This window comes from Bacillus sp. FJAT-45350 (assembly GCF_002335805.1).
In the GTDB taxonomy this organism is placed as follows: domain Bacteria; phylum Bacillota; class Bacilli; order Bacillales; family NISU01; genus FJAT-45350.
The window spans coordinates 239,270-256,068 of the sequence record NZ_NISU01000001.1; the positions used below are offsets into that span (position 1 = coordinate 239,270).

Sequence of the window (16,799 nt, forward strand, 5' to 3'; positions counted from 1 at the left end):
ATACTACTTACACCATTAATGGAACGACTGAATCCTTCCACTATTTTGTGTGCTTATGGTAAAATGGTAATAAAGAGAAAAAACAATATCAAGTGAGAGATGTTGGAGGTTTTTATGAAAAAGCTTGAAGTTACAAAAGGAATAGAGAAAAATGACCAAGTACTGCTCCTAGTTCAAGAAGGGGTTGTAAACGAGGAAGCAAATCAGTATACGGCTGGGGGAAGAATGCTAGTCGACTCAGATAATTTGGCGTTTATTTATATACTAGAGAAAAGTGATGAATATGTTTATCTACATATTAGTGAGTCAATTTGGCCTACGATACAAAGCGCTTATACAAGTAGAACTCCCATTTATGTATCATTAATAGAAGAAGCCCAAATTGAATTAGTTCAATTTCATGAAGAGATGGACTACCTTCTTGATAGCATTGATGATAATTGTAATTATGGCCAAGACATGGTCGATGCTGTAAATAAGGTATTTGGGAAAGTATCTCCATAATAGTATTGAAGAGGAATACATATTTTTGGTGGTGGAAGTATGAGTAATTGGGAGGCCTTTTTATCTCCGTATAAACTAGCCGTAGAAGAACTGAAAATTAAGTTAAAAGGAATACGAGAGCAATATCAAATGTCTTCTAAACATACGCCAATAGAGTTTGTAACAGGTCGAGTAAAGCCAGTTTCAAGTATTTTGGACAAAGCTAAGAGAAAGAACATACCACTTAGTAACTTAGAAGAAGAGCTACAAGATTTAGCTGGTGTTCGGATTGTTTGTCAATTTGTAGAAGACATCTATACAGTTGTTGATTTACTTCGTTCAAGAAATGACTTTGAAATAATTGAAGAGCGTGATTATATTCACCAAAAGAAAGAAAGTGGTTATCGTTCTTACCATTTAGTTTTGAAGTATCCAGTTCAAACAATAGCAGGAGAAAAGATGCTTCTTGTAGAATTGCAAGTACGTACATTATCAATGAATTTTTGGGCAACAATTGAACATTCGCTAAATTACAAATATAGTGGCGAAATCCCAAATGATATTAATTTACGTTTACAACGTGCCGCAGAAGCTGCTTTTCGTCTAGACGAAGAAATGTCAATTATTCGTGATGAAGTTCGAGATGCACTCGAAGCATTTTCTAAGAAAAGGGATATAGAAGATTAGTGTATATTTTTTGTGAGCTAAGGTTATTTTGGAACAGTGAGAAATTGAGTGTAACAATAGAAAGCTATAGATGGGATGCTGATAAATATGAATTTTGTCGTAACCTCCAGAGGAGATAATACATCTAATGCCATTAAACAAAAGGTGAAAAACTATTTAACTGAGCTTGGCTTAACTTATCATAAAACAGAGCCAGAGATTTGTATTACTGTCGGTGGTGATGGGACTTTACTACAAGCCTTTCATGATTATAAGGATAGATTAAGTGAAACAGCCTTTGTAGGGATTCATACAGGTCATCTTGGCTTTTATGCAGACTGGAAGCCTGAAGAGGTGGAAAAGCTAGTCATTCATGTTGCCAAAACACCTTTTCAAATTGTCGAGTATCCATTATTAGAAGTGGTCATTCGTCATTATGGTCAAAGTCGCTCTGAACGACTTCTGGCATTAAATGAGTGTACTGTGAAAAGTGTTGTTGGTTCATTAGTTTCAACTGTTGAAATTAAAGGAGACTTATTTGAAACCTTTAGAGGAGATGGTTTGTGTATATCAACGCCATCAGGAAGTACAGCTTATAATAAAGCCCTTGGTGGAGCAATTCTTCATCCCTCATTAGCATCTATACAAATATCTGAAATGGCTTCAATCAATAACCGAGTTTATCGTACAGTTGGATCACCCCTTGTGTTGCCACAGCATCATACTTGCTTATTGAAGCCATTAGAAGAAGATCAGGATTTAAAAGTAACCATTGACCATTTCACATGGGATTATAAAAACGTAAAGTCAATTCAATGTCGTGTGGCAGAAGAAAAAATTCGATTTGCTAGATTTCGCCCATTCCCGTTTTGGAAGCGAGTAAAGGAATCATTTGTAGGAGATTAATATTTATGAACTCATTATCAATTGAATGGAAAGTGAATTCTGAAGATGATGGTAAGCTACTTCGACAGTTTCTTAGAGAAGATAAGCTAATATCAAAGCGTGCCCTTGCTGATGTAAAATTTTCAGGAGGGGCTATCTTTGTTAATGGGGAGGAGTCTACCGTTCGTCGAACATTAGTGGCTGGGGATGTTGTTTTAATTACTTTTCCGGATGAAGTGAGAAGTACAGCGATTCGACCTGAGGAAATCCCACTAGAGATTATCTATGAGGATGATCATTTTCTTATCGTTAACAAGCCTGCAGGAATGGCAACGATTCCTTCTAGAGAGCATCCAAGTGGGACGTTAGCAAATGCAGTACTTGCTTATTATGATGTAATTGAAAGCAGGTCTACTTTTCATGCGGTTAACCGCTTAGATAGGGATACATCTGGGATTGTAGTCATTGCCAAACATCGTTATGCTCACGATTTATTGTCTCGGCAGCAGAAGGATGGTCGGCTAAAGCGCCAATACTTAATTATAGCAGAAGGACAGCTACCAGAAGAATGTGGAACGATAAGGGCTCCAATTGGAAGAAAAGACGGTAGTATCATTGAACGTGAAGTACGAGAAGATGGTCAACATGCTATCACTCATTACAAGGTTGTAAGGAGAACGAGAGCATGGACAGTTGCCTCAGTAAAACTAGAGACAGGAAGAACACATCAAATTCGCGTTCATTTCTCGTCTATCGGTCATCCATTAGCTGGTGATGATTTGTATGGTGGAAGGAAGAACTTTATCGAAAGACAAGCATTGCATAGTATAGAAACTTCCTTTTACCATCCATTTAAAGAAAAAACAATAACACTCAAAGCCCCTATTCCAATAGATTTAGAACAATTTATGGGATGATGGAATTGGAAAAAGAATTTAGAATAAGGCCGCTGAAAAAGTGAAAATCACACTTTTTCAGCGGCCTCGGTTTCAACGACCTTGTGTTTTTCTGCTCATTGGTACTTGAACTTTTAATTACTAATTCATAATTTGCAACTCGAAATTAGTTCTCCCTCTCCACGTTCTCAATCACAAATCTCTCCATATCCTCACCATCATCATTAAAGACCACAACTTCAACTACATTTTCAAGTTCTACTAGAGGAATATCACCTGTATAGTCGAATGTTTCACCGACAAAGTAACCACTGTTTGGTTTAACAGTGAAGCTAGTAGGTATTTGCTCTTCATTAGCAAATACAACAGTATCTTGTCCAAACTGTTCAATCAAAGTCGGGTGATGCAATTCAAATTTTAAGTATAAATTATCAGTAGGGAGTTTACTCGTGTTTTCAATTCGGGCATAAAACGTTAAAAAGTCTCTTTCTTCATCAACAATTAGCTTACTTTCTGAACGGTCTCCTTCAATTGTTACTTGTGGACCACAGGCTGAAAGTGTAACGAGAGCAATAATAAGCAACATCCAACTGAGAATTTGTTTTTTCATAAAATCACCTATAACCTTATAGTTTTCAATCATCTGGATAATTATCGTATAAATGTACTAGTATTTCAACTGATTCAGTCTTCGAAAGATCTGAACTTTTCTGTAACAAATGGTAGAGTTGATGGGACAGAAATTGTGTCTAGCTCAGGGTATCTTAATGCCGTAAGTTTTCCTCCGAACACACAACCTGTGTCGATGTTGATTGTATGATTCACTTTACGAGGTTCTTTTACAGGTGTATGTCCATATACGATAAAGGCGTCTCCATCATACTTCTTTGCCCAATCTCGTCGAACAGGAGAGCCATCTGGATGTTTTTCTCCTGTAATATCACCATATAAAACAAATGTCTTTACTCGCTTGTCTTGACGTCCTATGTAGTCTTTCCTAATCCCTGCATGGGCAATAACAAGCCTTCCTTCATCAAGTTCTGAGTATAAAGGGGCACTTTCAACTAACTGCCTAAAATCATGACTAACCTGTTGAAATTCTTTCTTATCTAAAGCTTTCAGCTCTGCAACAGTTGTTTCGAGTCCGTGCGTTTCTTGAACTTTTCTTCCAAGAAAATAACGATACAATTTATCACAATGATTTCCAGGTACGTAATGAGCGTGTTCTTTTTTTACTAATTCACAGACAACCTTCATAACCTTTATTGAATCAGGACCTCTATCTGTTAAGTCACCAACAAATGCTAAATTTCTTTTTTCTGGATGAATAGGGATTCCTGAAGACCAATCGTAGCCCAGTTCATTGGTTAATACTTCAAATTCCTCGTAACAACCGTGTATATCACCTATAATATCGTATTTTGTCATAATAAGAACCTCCAAGTTATATAGATAGACAAGAAACATTGACATTAGAAATGTATGTATACATAGAGTAACATAAGGAGTTTTTCCTTGAAAAATACTGTGATTGCTTTTATTATTGCACTTTCACTATTTTGTTATAGAGGGGGAAAAGAATGGAAGAACATGCTTCAGTAACCTCACTTGTTATTGTCGTCGTTATTGCTTTTTTAATCCCTGTAATTCTACATAAACTGAAATTAAGAGTGATTCCAGTTGTTGTAGCCGAAATTATTGCAGGGATTATTATAGGTAGAAGTGGCTTTAATCTTGTAACATATGATATTTGGTTAGAGACGCTATCATTATTAGGATTTATTTTTCTGATGTTTTTAAGTGGACTTGAAATAGACTTTTCAGCCTTTGCAAAGAAATCCAGGAAAAAAACATTGCCAAACGGTAAATTAGAACCGAATGCATTTACAACAGCGTTTACAATTTTTGTCTTTATATTTGCTATATCCTTTGCGCTATCACTCTTGTTTGTTTGGACTGGATTTATTGAAAATGCATTTCTAATGACGCTTATAATTTCTACAATATCTTTAGGTGTCGTCGTTCCTACGTTAAAAGAAGAGAATTTAATGAAAACAGCAATTGGGCAAATAATTTTACTTGTTGCTGTTATTGCAGACTTAGTCACGATGGTATTGTTAGCGGTATTTGTCTCGATCTATGCAGATAATGCTGGTAACATGTGGTTGTTATTGCTTCTTTTTGCAGCGGGAATTTTGTTATATTTCATTGGGAAAAAGTTCAGGCATCAGTCGTATATCGAGACAATGTCAAAGGGTACAATTCAAATTGATACAAGGGCGATATTTACATTAATTATTCTGCTCGTAGCTTTATCAGAATCTGTTGGGGCAGAAAATATTTTAGGAGCCTTTTTAGCTGGGGTACTTGTTAGTTTACTGTCACCAAATCCGGAAATGGTTCGGAAGCTTGATTCTTTTGGGTATGGTTTTTTAATTCCTATATTCTTTGTAATGGTTGGAGTGGAACTTGATTTATGGTCATTGTTTGGTGACAAAAAAGTATTAATACTTATTCCGTTATTATTTTTAGGGTTATTGATTTCTAAGGTTGTACCATCCCTTCTACTCTTACGGTGGTATGATAAAGGTACTGCTTTAGGAGCGGGCTTTCTTCTTACATCAACATTATCGCTAGTTATAGCAGCTGCAGCGATTGGGGAGAGAATTGGAGTAATTGATTCTCAGTTATCATCAGCACTTATTCTTGTAGCTGTCATTTCATGTATTGTGACACCGATAGTCTTTAAGAAAATCTTCCCTAGGGAAAGAGAAAAGACAGTGAAAGAAAAAGTAACAATGGTAGGAGCGAACCAGTTTACTTTACCATTATCGTTAACTCTAGACGGAGATAGGTTTGAAACGAGAATGTTTCATACAAAGCAGCAAAAAGTTGGTGAGAAAGAAGCGAAATCTTTGTTCTCTATTGAAGAATTAGAAGACTTTAAGGTTGAAGAACTCCAAATGAAGAATGTTTTTAATACAGATATAGCGATCATAGCTACTGGTGAAGAGACTAGAAATCATGATATTGCAAAGTTTGCTAAGGAAACAGAAGGAGTGAACAGAGTGATTGCTAGGGTGGAATCGCCTAGTTTGGAGAAGTCTCTAAAAGAGAGTGGAATCGATGTGTTTTCTGTATTTTTTTCTAATCAAGCAGTTCTTCGCGCGATGGTCGAATCTCCTAGTGTAATTGATCTAATCTCGACAGTAGACAACGGGCTATATGAAGTTGATATGAATAATTCTAAATATGATGGTGTCGTCATACGAAAGTTTCCTTACTTAGGAGATACAGTTTTTGTACGCATTTTCCGTGGTAATGAGTCTATTATTCCACATGGTGATACCGAATTAAATTTAGGAGACCGTATTGTTGTTTCTGGGAGTGCTGAACATATTAAGGAATTACGAAAGTGGTTTTTAAGCTAAAATTATGAAAGGTTGTGCCAACAGGTAATAATCGACCTGTTAGCACAATCTTTTTTCTTGTAATATATTTAAGTTAAAGAGGTTGTTCAAAAGTCGGGTATTACCTTTTTAAACAACCTCGAAGCCATTGCCACTACTTTTTTAACACTCTCTTAAAAATATTATATTTCCACTTTCTTCGCCAAATAGTACTAAATGTATTATAGTAGTTGTAGCTTCTTCAACCTCTTAGTTATGAAGCTGTTATTGAAAAGGTTAGGGGGAAAGAAGTTTTGATTTCAGAGCCAATATCTAATCCAGTCTTAATATTTGGACTGGCTATGCTTATTTTTCTTTTAGCTCCAATGATTATGAGAAGGTTAAAGATTCCTGGGATAATTGGCCTCATATTTGCTGGGGTTATTGTAGGTCCCAATGGAGTTGGACTATTAGACAGGGACCCTACGATTGTTCTATTAGGTACAGTTGGGCTTCTATATATTATTTTTATAGCTGGACTTGAAATTGATTTAGATGGATTTAAGAAATACAAGCAGAGAAGTATTGTTTTCGGGTCTATTTCATTTACAATTCCCTTTTTATTAGGGACTCTAATGGCTTTTGCTTTAGGCTATTCGTTAGCAGCTTCTCTGTTACTTGGTTCTTTATTAGGTTCACATACATTACTTGCTTACCCGATCGCAAGTCGTTTTGGGATCGCGAAAAATAAAGCAGTAACGACAACTGTTGGTGGAACAATTATGACAGATACTCTTGCTCTTTTGATATTAGCTATTATTGCTTCTTCAACGACAGGAGAGTTAGATTCTACCTTTTGGTTCACGATGTTTGTTTCTTTAGGAATTTACGTTGCTGGTGTTCTAATTATTATTCCTATGTTAGCAAAGATATTTTTCCGCACGATGAGTAGTATAGAAGGCTCAATCGAGTTTATCTTCGTTATGAGTATTCTTTTTGTGACTGCTTACCTTGCAAGTGTTGCTGGGCTAGAGCCAATTATTGGTGCCTTTTTGGCTGGTCTAGCGTTAAACCGATTTATTTTGGAGCATAGTCCCTTAATGAATCGAATTAAATTTGTCGGTAACGCCTTGTTTATCCCATTCTTTTTACTTTCTGTAGGAATGTTAATGGATATTCAAGTATTACTAAGTGACCCGTCTGCTTGGTTACTTTCTGCGCTAATTATCCTCATCATTAATGGTGGAAAATTTTTAGCAGCTTGGATTTCAGGGAAAATTTATTCCTATTCTAAAGAGGAAGTAAAACTAATGTATGGTCTATCGATTCCGCAGGCTGCAGCAACATTAGCGGCTACATTAGTTGGGTATGAAATTGGGTTGTTTAATCAAGCTACTGTAAACAGTGTAATTGTTATGATTTTAATCACGTGTATGGTTGGACCATATTTAGTTGAGAAATATAGTAGAAAAATAGCGCTACACGAAGAACAGAAGCCATATGAACCGTCTGATGCTCCGCAAAGAATTTTAATTCCGTTAGCAAACCCAAAAACAATGGAGTCACTATTAGACCTTGCTTTTATTTTACGTGGAACTAAACAGGAACCACTTTATCCTTTATCAGTTGTTCAAGAGAAAAGTGGACAATCAGCATCTAAAATTGCTGAGGCGGAAAAAATGTTAGAGCATACGAAAAACTATGCATCTGGTGCAGGAGTCCCGATTCATTTACTTACTCGAGTTGACCAAAATGTCACTTCAGGTATTATTCGCGCTATTGAAGAGAGACGAATCAAAAAAGTTGTCATTGGTTGGAATGGAAAGTTATCAACTCCACAGCTAATTTTCGGAGGGATTCTTGACCAATTATTAGAGCGAACAAATGAAATGATTTACGTTGCAAGGCTTGGACATCCCCTTAATACAACAAAGAGAATTGTATTAATTTTGCCTTCGGGGGTTGACCATAAGTCTGGTTTCTATGAGTCAGTTAGTTCGATTAAAGAGTTAGCCAATCAACTAGGTGCATCCTTACTTGCAATAGTTGTAAAAGATGATGCTACTACTTACGAGGAAACATTTAAAAACATGAAACCTGATGTTTCCCAGAAGTTTGTAGGTATTGAGGCTTGGAATGAAATTCATAACCAATATTTAAACGTTTTACGAAAAGATGATCTTGTTGTTGTTTTAAGTGCTAGAAGAGGAACGATTGCCTGGCATCCTCAACTAGAACGTCTTCCAAGAGTTCTAGCTGAAGCGATTCCTGAGAGCTTTATTATGATTTACCCACCAGAATTAGATGTTGTAGATTCACGTGGTTCAAGAGGAACTGAAGTACCACGTACACTACTGCGATCGAGAGAATACGATGAATAGGATTGAAGATTCAGCATTTCTGTCTTGTACACATGGTAATATGTATAACGGACAGAGATGGCCTTATTTTAGCTAAAATTAGTAGTTCCATCATGTAACGGAATAGAGGTCCTATAAGTTTACCTTCGTTCCATATTTTTGAAGACTACAAATCATCGTTGTTTTGTAGTCTTTATAATAGATACCTGTTTTGTTAATAGGTCTGCAAAGTATGTAGATACTAACAGGGGAAGGGGTGATTTTACTATGGAGCCAATCGTAATATGTCCACAATGTCGAGAACAAAAACCAATTAATCGCCTATTAACGGCTCAATCAAATCAAAATGTCATTTTTGAATGTGGCGAATGTCATTATGTAAAGAGAAATATTGAAACAAAAAAAGGGTAATATTTGTTTATTGGCGAATACATCTTAAGAGGTGCTCAAGTGCAACCATTTTGAGTACCCTCTACCATGATTGCTATAGTCATGATATAATAATTAGGACCTAGTACTAATAGGTTGTATTAAAGTTGTGCTTTTACAACACTTTATTAGGCCCAATTTGAGGAGGATTTTTTGATGAATTTATTACAAGACCGTACATATGTTGTTATGGGTGTAGCCAATAAACGTAGTATTGCATGGGGGATAGCTCAATCATTATCAAATGCAGGAGCAAGATTAATTTTTACATATGCTGGTGAGCGATTAGAAAAAAATGTTCGAGACCTAGCGGGCACATTAGACAGAGATGATTCATTAGTTATTCCTTGTGATGTTACAAGTGATGAAGACATTGAGAAGGCGTTTGCTTCAATTAAAGAAGAAGTAGGAGTAATTCATGGACTAGCTCATTGTATTGCGTTTGCAAACAAAGAGGAGCTTGAAGGTGAATACTTAAATACTACTCGTGAAGGCTTTATGCTTGCTCATAACATTAGCGCTTATTCACTAACAGCTGTAGCCAAAGCAGCTCGTCCAATCATGACTGAAGGTGGAAGCATCGTTACTCTTACATATCTTGGTGGAGAAAGAGTAGTGAAGAATTACAACGTTATGGGAGTAGCGAAGGCTTCACTAGATGCAAGTGTGAAATACTTAGCGAACGATCTTGGAAAAGACGGTATTCGCGTTAATGCAATTTCTGCTGGTCCTATTCGTACACTAGCAGCAAAAGGAATTTCAGGTTTCAATGATGTATTAAAAGAAATCGAAGAAAGAGCACCTCTTCGTCGTTCAACTACTCAAGAAGAAGTAGGGGATACAGCGATGTTCTTAATGAGTAATTTATCTCGCGGTATAACTGGTGAAATGATTCATGTAGATTCAGGGTATAATATTTTATCATTATCGTAAATAGAAATAAGGCGTATCAATGGGTTTATTTACAATAGAGAACGCCTTTCGTTTAGCATTACAATATAGTAAATATTACTAACAAAAAGGGCATGGAAAAGTGAAATACACTTTTCCATGCCCTTGATTAGCTTTCTTTTATCGTTGCTGACTACCGAATCCAGTTCCTAATTGGTGCCATAACCATGGCCAAAGGCCTCCACCGTGATGACCATGACCCGGCTGTCCTGGATACCCCGGCTGCCCCGGATACCCCGGCTGCCCCGGATACCCCGGCTGCCCTGGATACCCTGGATATCCTCCATCATGTCCTGGGTACCATGGTTGATGATGGTGATGTGGTGGACGAGGACGCGGTGGGCGTGGTGGTGTTGGACCGAAGTACGGACTTACCCCTACTAAATCACTATTATGAACTTGAATATATTGCTGTTGGTATGATGGTGCAGGGTAGATAAGTAGTGACACCATTCCCGTACGTCTGTTAAAATCCGCTACATATGCCACAACCTGGCCATAGCCTGGAATTGTTGTTGTAATCCATTGATTTAAATACTGTTCTACGACAACAGGAGGTAGATACTGAACTGACGGTTGCTGTCTTAATGATTGCTGCTCCATGTGCGGTTGCTGATAATTATGCATACAAAATCTCCCCTTTCTCTACTAAGCTATGGTGGAAGCCTAGTTAGTGTGAAAGGAAAATAAAATATTTTTCTTAATTTGTTTTAGGACAAATTTCCTGTTTCATATAGTTAACTGTAAGCTAAAACGTGGGGGATTTTAACTATGCAAATGCCAAATATTCCCGATATTAAGCCGAAGATTGACTTGAAACGCGATGATGTTGTTAACTTATTACTTTAAGCTTGAGGATGTTTTAGAAATTCCCGAGAACGGTAAAGATGATTGTCGTCAATACTAGTACTTAACTAAATGGTGTAAAGCTCCTAACAGGTGGATACAATTGTCCACCTGTTAGGAGCTTACTTTGTATAAAGGGGTTTCTTCTTGTGTCCTCTCCATTGTCCGGAAAACCAAGGTTCTGCAGGCTGCCTTGTCCGAATGTATAAACGAGAGGAGGACGGTTTTCTATAATAAAAGAGTTGTATGTTCTCTCCGTTGTATACTTTATCTTCGAATAGTTCCCTTTCTTGTATGAGTTTGTTTGTATCAATGATAGGATAGAGTTCATTTCCCTCATAATAAGATAACTTGCTATTTATGAGATGGTGAAGAAAGGACAAATTCTGTTTTGCTTGTAGCAATGGCTGAGATAAATCTTCCTTTTCTTCAGGCTCAGTGTCTAACTTTATCATTGCTTCATATAGTTTATGAAGAGATTCACTATATGACCCAATAGATTGCTCGTACTGACAAAGTGCATCAATAAATTCATTCTTCTGATTCAACATCTTCTACGCTCGCCTCCTCTTTATTTTTAATGTTATAACGTTTTTTTATATGAACTACAGTTTCTAATTTTTTTAGAAGTAGCCATTCTTTCATTAGTAGTGTATCAACTAGTTGATTAACAGAATGGGAGAACTCTAATATCTCCCCGCATGTCGGTTCACTCGGGAAATTTCCGTTCTTTCCAACAAATGCTTCTATTTTCTTTGCTTCAGCATCAACTAGAAGAGTGGGAACGTTCTTCTTCTGCAAGGGAGTGCAGTAATTGATTTATAGATTGTTCAAATGTAACTGTATTTTTGCTGATCTCATCTAATCCATCGAATTTCATAGTTTGGCCGCCTTTCAAAAAAACAGTTCCTTTCATAAAGTATATGTACAAGTTCATCAGCTAGTATAAAAAATTTTAAAAGATGACATTAACAACAAATCCCCTCTTGGCATAAGGTAATGTAAGCAATAGCCTAAATAAGCTGTTCAAGAAGTGGAGGGTGAGGAAATCATGAACAAAGAGGTCCTTGTGACTGGTGGGGCTGGATTTATTGGTTCACATTTTATTGATTACCTATTACAAAACACATCCTCTAACATTACAAGTGTTGATTGTTCTAGTAATTATCTAGAATTCCTCCCCAGTTATAAAGAAGTTCGTTTTATTCAGTGTGATATTAAGGATAAAAGGCAAGTAGATTCGCTATTTGATAGAAAATACGATGTGATTGTTCATTTTGCAGCTAGTAGCAATATAAATAGTAGTACAAAGACAATGTTAGATACGAATATAGTAGGTACATTCAACTTATTAGAAGCCGTTCGGGCTAATAAGGCAAATAAGATGATACATTTATCCACTGATAAAGTATATGGTTCGTTAGCGTGTGATGAGGTTCCATTTACAGAGCTCTCTACGATTAATCCATCGAATCTGTATACAGCAAGTAAAGCAAGTGCAGACATGTTGGTGAGAGCTTTTTCTCAAACATATCAGCTTCCTTTAATTACAGTTCGTAGTAGTAATAACTATGGCCCTAGACAACAAGAAAATAAATTCATTCCGAAAACGATAATGAATGCACTCAAGGAAAAAGACATTCTAGTATACGGTGATGGTCTACAAGTAAGAGACTGGTTATTTGTAGAGGATCACTGTCGTGCCATTTACAACGTGATGGAATCAGGAAGTCTCGGAGAAGTCTATAACGTAGGTGGAGGGCATGAGAGAACGTCCCTTCAGGTTGTAAAGTTAATTCTTGACCATCTAGATAAAAGTCACAAGCTCATACGTCACGTAGAAGACCGACAAATTCATGAACGAAGGTGTGCATTGAATTGGGGTAAGATACAACGAGAGTTAGGCTGGAAACCAGATATTTCATTTCATAGCGGATTAAAACAAACGATTAATTGGTATACTCACAATTTTGTTAATGGTATTCGAAGCTAATAGAGCATCCATTAAAATCATCCCGTATCTATGGGTGTGGGATGATTTTAATGAAAAGACGCTAACACTTCGCACAATGCTGTTAAGAAAAAACGTATTAAGCGTCTTTTCTTAACATACATACTAAAAAATTTGTAGGGAGGAATTATCGTGGTTCCTAGTTATCTAGAGCTAATCATCATTATTCTTGCTTGTTTTCGATTAACACGTCTACTTGTGTTTGATACAATTACTGAATTTCTACGAAAACCATTCCACCAATTGATTGAAGAGGAACAGCCTGACGGGTCAGTGGAAACATTCCTTCAAATTAAAGGAACAGGACTTCGAAAATGGTTAGGAGAATTATTGAGCTGTTATTGGTGCACGGGAATATGGTGCTCTATCTTTCTTTGTGGTGGTTATTTTCTTTACTTTTCATATTTTATGCCAGCTATGGTCATTTTGGCAGTTGCTGGTGCAGCTGCGATTATTGAGTCTATCGTACTCAAGATAGTTGATTAAAGTAATAAAGGGTGTGAAATGAATGAAGGGAGTCATTCTAGCAGGAGGCACAGGGTCGAGACTATATCCACTTACCCGAATAATTAATAAACACTTACTTCTAGGTGGAGAATATCTAATGATATATCATGCTATAAAAAAATTAAAAGAGGCTGATATTTTATATTTTTTAAGTATAACGACCAAGAGGGATTATAGCTTATTTATTCAACTACTTGGTCATGGTGTTACGATTCATTATAAGGTACAAGAGTCAGCTGTAGGTATTACTTGGGCAATTTATCTTGCAAAGGATTATGTGATAGATGAATAGTTTTTTGTTCTTATTGGGAGATAATATTTTTGAAGATTGACTGCCTAGTACATTGAGAATTTTAAGGGATAAATAAAAGGGTGCGAGAGTGCTACTATAAGAAGTACCTGATCTAGAGTGATATGGAGTAGCTATCGTAAAGGGGAGCTGAAAAGCCATCGAGGCCTAAAACAAAATTTTACCTAACAGGAATATATGGTTAATGAAATTGTATTTAATTATATTCAACAGATAAACCTATCGGCACTTGGGGAGTTAGGAATTACAGATATGAATAAATTATGCATATGGAGCAGTTAAGATTTTATAAATTAAAAGATTGGTGGCTCAATTCAGGAAACCAGGAAGCTCTATTCCAAGCGAATTATTTAGTTATGAAACAATTAGGAATGAGGGGATGAGATATATGAAGAAACAACTACTTGTAACAGGTGGGGCAGGATTCATTGGATCAAACTTCATTGAGTTTATGATAAATAAAGGTGCATATCATATTACTAACATAGATTCACTTTCATATGCAGGGAAAATAGAGAATACAACCTTTTTTTCATCGTCACCTGATTATCGTTTCATCCAATGTGATATACGCAATCGAAACCAATTAAATGAAGTATTTGATCGACGATATGATGTGATCGTCCACTTTGCTGCAGAATCTCACGTAGATAGAAGTATTTCAGAACCTAATATTTTCATAGAAACTAACGTTTTTGGTACCTATCATTTGTTAGAGACTGTACGGGAAGGAAAAGCAAAAAGAATGGTTCAAGTTTCAACGGATGAAGTATACGGTAGTCTTAAAGTTACTGATTTTCCATTTACAGAGCATTCTCCAATTATTCCTAATAACCCGTATGCAGCGAGCAAGGCTAGCTCAGACTTGTTAGTTCGATCGTACTTTAAAACATTTCAGACACCAGTCATCATTACAAGGTGTAGTAATAATTATGGGCCACGACAAGACAAGGAGAAGTTTATTCCAAAGGTAATTATGAATGCTCTCGATAATAAGGAAATTCCAATTTATGGGGATGGAAAACAGGTGAGAGATTGGTTGTTTGTGGAGGATCATTGTAGGGCGCTACAAGTCATACTAGAACATGGTGAGGATGGTGAAGTTTACAATATAGGTGGGAGTAATGAAAGAGCAAATATCGATATTGCTAAACAAATCATTAGTTATCTAGGAAAAGGTTCTAGTCTTATTACTCATATTGATGACCGGAAAGGTCACGATCGTCGTTATGCAATCAATTGGGGTAAGGTTCATAGTCAGTTTGGATGGGAGCCTAAAATATCATTTACTGAAGGGTTAATTCAAACGATTGAATCATACAAAAAAGCAAATTCATGATGCTATACTCGTGAGTCATGATGAAAGTAGGTTTTGTTGGTTACTTGGAAAGGTTACTTTCTATTAGTTGCTTGCTAACTCTTTTACTTTCATATAAAAAAGTTAATACCAATATGGAAAGTTAGGAGGGAAATAATGAAGCACATTCTAATAACAGGCGCAAACGGACAGTTGGGTAAAGAGCTATCGGATAGAGGGAAAGAAAAATTCAAGGTTACTTCATTAGGAAAAGCTGAACTGGATATAACAAATCTATATCTTGTTCAACAAACAGTAGAACACTATCAGCCAGATTTTATCATTCATACAGCTGCATTTACAAATGTTGATCATTGTGAGGTAGAAAAAACAAAAGCATTTGATATCAATTCAGTTGGAGCATCTCATATTGCAATGGGAGCAAACATGATAGATTCAAAGATGATATACATTAGTTCAGATTACATTTTTGATGGAAGAAATAATCGTCCGTACGGTATTGAAGATACTCCTAATCCACTGAATACGTACGGGAAAAGTAAGTGGCTTGGAGAGAGGTTAGTAGAATGGAATACAGAAAATTGTTCGGTTATCCGTACATCTTGGCTATATGGACACGCTAGAAACAACTTTGTAAAGACAATGTTGAACCTAGTAAAAAAGGGACAACCAATTGCTGTTGTTGCAGACGAGGTAGGTAGTCCTACGTATGTTAGAGATTTAGCAAATTATATTTTGTTATTACTAGATAAACCTGAAGGCACGTACCATTGCAGTAATTCAGGTTCTTGCAGTTGGTATGAGTTTGCAAGAAAGATAGTTGAAAAGGCAGGATATGATCCAGGCCTTATTCAACCTACAACGTCTAAGAAGTATGGATCAGTTGCTAAACGACCAGCATACTCGGTTTTAAGTCATGAACAATTAAATAATGTAGACCTAAAGACACCGAGACATTGGGAAGAAGCACTTGATGAATTTCTAATGAAGGAGTTGAAATTATGATTGGGTGTGAAAGTAAAGTTAATGAAAATATTGCGAACGCTGATACTTTACTGAAAAGTAATTTAGATAGATAGAACGTTTTGAAAAGGACTAAATGAGAGCTTTTCCTTATTTAGTCCTTTTTATAATATTTAAATTAATAGTGGGATAAATGAAATAATGAAACATATCAAGAAAAACATTTTAATTTATTATTATGTGACCCAATTTACATATTTACATATGATAAATAGAAAATATATTTTTGGTTGAGTTATTTCTGATGCTAGTCTAATTAATGGACACGTTAAATTGGGGGAAATGCAGTATAATTAAACCTAACAATTTAACGGGAGTGTCCAAGATGAAAAGAAGAAGCTACGACAAAGAATTCAAGATAAGTGCAGTACGTATGGTAACTGAGGAAGGGAAAAAGAAAGCCGAAGTTGCCAGAGAATTAGATGTGGCAGAACAGACGTTACACAACTGGATTAAGAAATATAAGGAAGATAGCGAAAGTAGTTTTGTTGGAAGCGGAAACCTAAAGCCAGAAGATAAAGAGACAAAGGATTTACAGAAAAGACTTCGTGATTTAGAAGAGGAAAATGCCATCTTAAAAAAGGCTATGGGCATCTTCGCAAAAGACCAGAAGTAATTTTTGACTTCATTAAAGAGCACCAACACCAGTTCCGTGTGGCGAAGATGTGCGAAGTATTAGGTGTCTCAAAAAGCGGTTATTATGCTTGGCTCAATCGTCCAAAAGG

18 protein-coding genes and 1 pseudogene are annotated in these 16,799 nt (G+C 36.3%); 14 read left to right on the top strand and 5 right to left on the bottom strand.

Annotated elements, in window-relative coordinates:
* The first annotated feature begins 114 nt into the window (after positions 1–114).
* The 4 genes from CD003_RS01195 to CD003_RS01210 all read left to right on the top strand — a co-directional run bounded on the left by CD003_RS01195 (position 115) and on the right by CD003_RS01210 (position 2,951).
* Positions 115–504: a hypothetical protein gene (locus CD003_RS01195; RefSeq protein WP_096199066.1), complete on the top strand. Its 390-nt coding sequence runs from the start codon at positions 115–117 to the stop codon at positions 502–504.
* Positions 505–543: 39 nt separating this feature from the next.
* A complete protein-coding gene (locus CD003_RS01200; protein ID WP_096199067.1) occupies positions 544–1,170 on the top strand; it encodes a GTP pyrophosphokinase in 627 nt (208 codons plus the stop codon).
* An 87-nt stretch (positions 1,171–1,257) separates the two neighbouring features.
* Positions 1,258–2,055 (top strand): NAD kinase, encoded by a 798-nt coding sequence (locus tag CD003_RS01205; protein WP_096199068.1) that lies wholly within the window; start codon positions 1,258–1,260, stop codon positions 2,053–2,055.
* 5 nt (positions 2,056–2,060) lie between these two features.
* Positions 2,061–2,951: an RluA family pseudouridine synthase gene (locus CD003_RS01210; protein ID WP_096199069.1), complete on the top strand. Its 891-nt coding sequence runs from the start codon at positions 2,061–2,063 to the stop codon at positions 2,949–2,951.
* Positions 2,952–3,096: 145 nt separating this feature from the next.
* Here CD003_RS01210 and CD003_RS01215 read toward each other — a convergent pair whose 3' ends face one another.
* Positions 3,097–3,540, bottom strand: a complete 444-nt coding sequence (locus CD003_RS01215; protein ID WP_096199070.1) for a hypothetical protein — start codon at positions 3,538–3,540, stop codon at positions 3,097–3,099.
* Between the two features lie 74 nt (positions 3,541–3,614).
* Positions 3,615–4,358, bottom strand: a complete 744-nt coding sequence (gene prpE, locus CD003_RS01220; RefSeq protein ID WP_096199071.1) for a bis(5'-nucleosyl)-tetraphosphatase PrpE — start codon at positions 4,356–4,358, stop codon at positions 3,615–3,617.
* 152 nt (positions 4,359–4,510) lie between these two features.
* Here prpE and CD003_RS01225 point away from each other — a divergent pair, with 152 nt between their 5' ends.
* The 4 genes from CD003_RS01225 to fabI all read left to right on the top strand — a co-directional run bounded on the left by CD003_RS01225 (position 4,511) and on the right by fabI (position 10,041).
* Positions 4,511–6,361, top strand: coding sequence for a cation:proton antiporter family protein (locus CD003_RS01225; protein ID WP_096199072.1), 1,851 nt, complete (start codon positions 4,511–4,513; stop codon positions 6,359–6,361).
* A gap of 272 nt (positions 6,362–6,633) precedes the next feature.
* Positions 6,634–8,700 (top strand): cation:proton antiporter domain-containing protein, encoded by a 2,067-nt coding sequence (locus tag CD003_RS01230; RefSeq protein ID WP_096199073.1) that lies wholly within the window; start codon positions 6,634–6,636, stop codon positions 8,698–8,700.
* 246 nt (positions 8,701–8,946) lie between these two features.
* Positions 8,947–9,090, top strand: coding sequence for a hypothetical protein (locus CD003_RS21625; RefSeq protein ID WP_096199074.1), 144 nt, complete (start codon positions 8,947–8,949; stop codon positions 9,088–9,090).
* A gap of 174 nt (positions 9,091–9,264) precedes the next feature.
* Positions 9,265–10,041 carry an enoyl-ACP reductase FabI gene (gene fabI, locus CD003_RS01240; protein ID WP_096199075.1) on the top strand — a complete coding sequence of 259 codons (777 nt, stop codon included), beginning with the start codon at positions 9,265–9,267 and terminating at the stop codon, positions 10,039–10,041.
* Between the two features lie 138 nt (positions 10,042–10,179).
* Here the strand turns inward: fabI and CD003_RS01245 are convergent, their stop codons facing one another.
* The 3 genes from CD003_RS01245 to CD003_RS01255 form a co-directional block, all read right to left on the bottom strand.
* Positions 10,180–10,686, bottom strand: coding sequence for a collagen-like triple helix repeat-containing protein (locus CD003_RS01245; RefSeq protein ID WP_096199076.1), 507 nt, complete (start codon positions 10,684–10,686; stop codon positions 10,180–10,182).
* Positions 10,687–11,027: 341 nt separating this feature from the next.
* Entirely contained in the window at positions 11,028–11,456 is a 429-nt protein-coding gene (locus CD003_RS01250; RefSeq protein WP_096199077.1) for a hypothetical protein, read from the bottom strand.
* Positions 11,437–11,706 (bottom strand): hypothetical protein, encoded by a 270-nt coding sequence (locus CD003_RS01255; RefSeq protein ID WP_096199078.1) that lies wholly within the window; start codon positions 11,704–11,706, stop codon positions 11,437–11,439. Before CD003_RS01255 ends, CD003_RS01250 begins: the two co-directional genes overlap by 20 nt.
* 250 nt (positions 11,707–11,956) lie before the next feature.
* Between CD003_RS01255 and CD003_RS01260 the strand changes: the two genes are divergently transcribed.
* The 6 genes and pseudogenes from CD003_RS01260 to CD003_RS22140 form a co-directional block, all read left to right on the top strand.
* Complete coding sequence (locus tag CD003_RS01260) at positions 11,957–12,898, top strand: dTDP-glucose 4,6-dehydratase (RefSeq protein ID WP_096199079.1); 942 nt, start codon at positions 11,957–11,959, stop codon at positions 12,896–12,898.
* 150 nt (positions 12,899–13,048) lie between these two features.
* Entirely contained in the window at positions 13,049–13,402 is a 354-nt protein-coding gene (locus tag CD003_RS01265; RefSeq protein WP_096199080.1) for a DUF1360 domain-containing protein, read from the top strand.
* Between the two features lie 22 nt (positions 13,403–13,424).
* Complete coding sequence (locus tag CD003_RS01270; RefSeq protein ID WP_096199081.1) at positions 13,425–13,715, top strand: sugar phosphate nucleotidyltransferase; 291 nt, start codon at positions 13,425–13,427, stop codon at positions 13,713–13,715.
* Positions 13,716–14,121: 406 nt separating this feature from the next.
* The gene (gene rfbB, locus CD003_RS01275; RefSeq protein ID WP_096199082.1) at positions 14,122–15,072 is read left to right on the top strand and encodes a dTDP-glucose 4,6-dehydratase; all 951 of its coding nucleotides are present in this window, start codon (positions 14,122–14,124) and stop codon (positions 15,070–15,072) included.
* Between the two features lie 135 nt (positions 15,073–15,207).
* Positions 15,208–16,056 carry a dTDP-4-dehydrorhamnose reductase gene (rfbD, locus tag CD003_RS01280; protein WP_096199083.1) on the top strand — a complete coding sequence of 283 codons (849 nt, stop codon included), beginning with the start codon at positions 15,208–15,210 and terminating at the stop codon, positions 16,054–16,056.
* 343 nt (positions 16,057–16,399) lie between these two features.
* A pseudogene (locus CD003_RS22140) lies at positions 16,400–16,799 on the top strand (transposase); the annotation flags it as partial.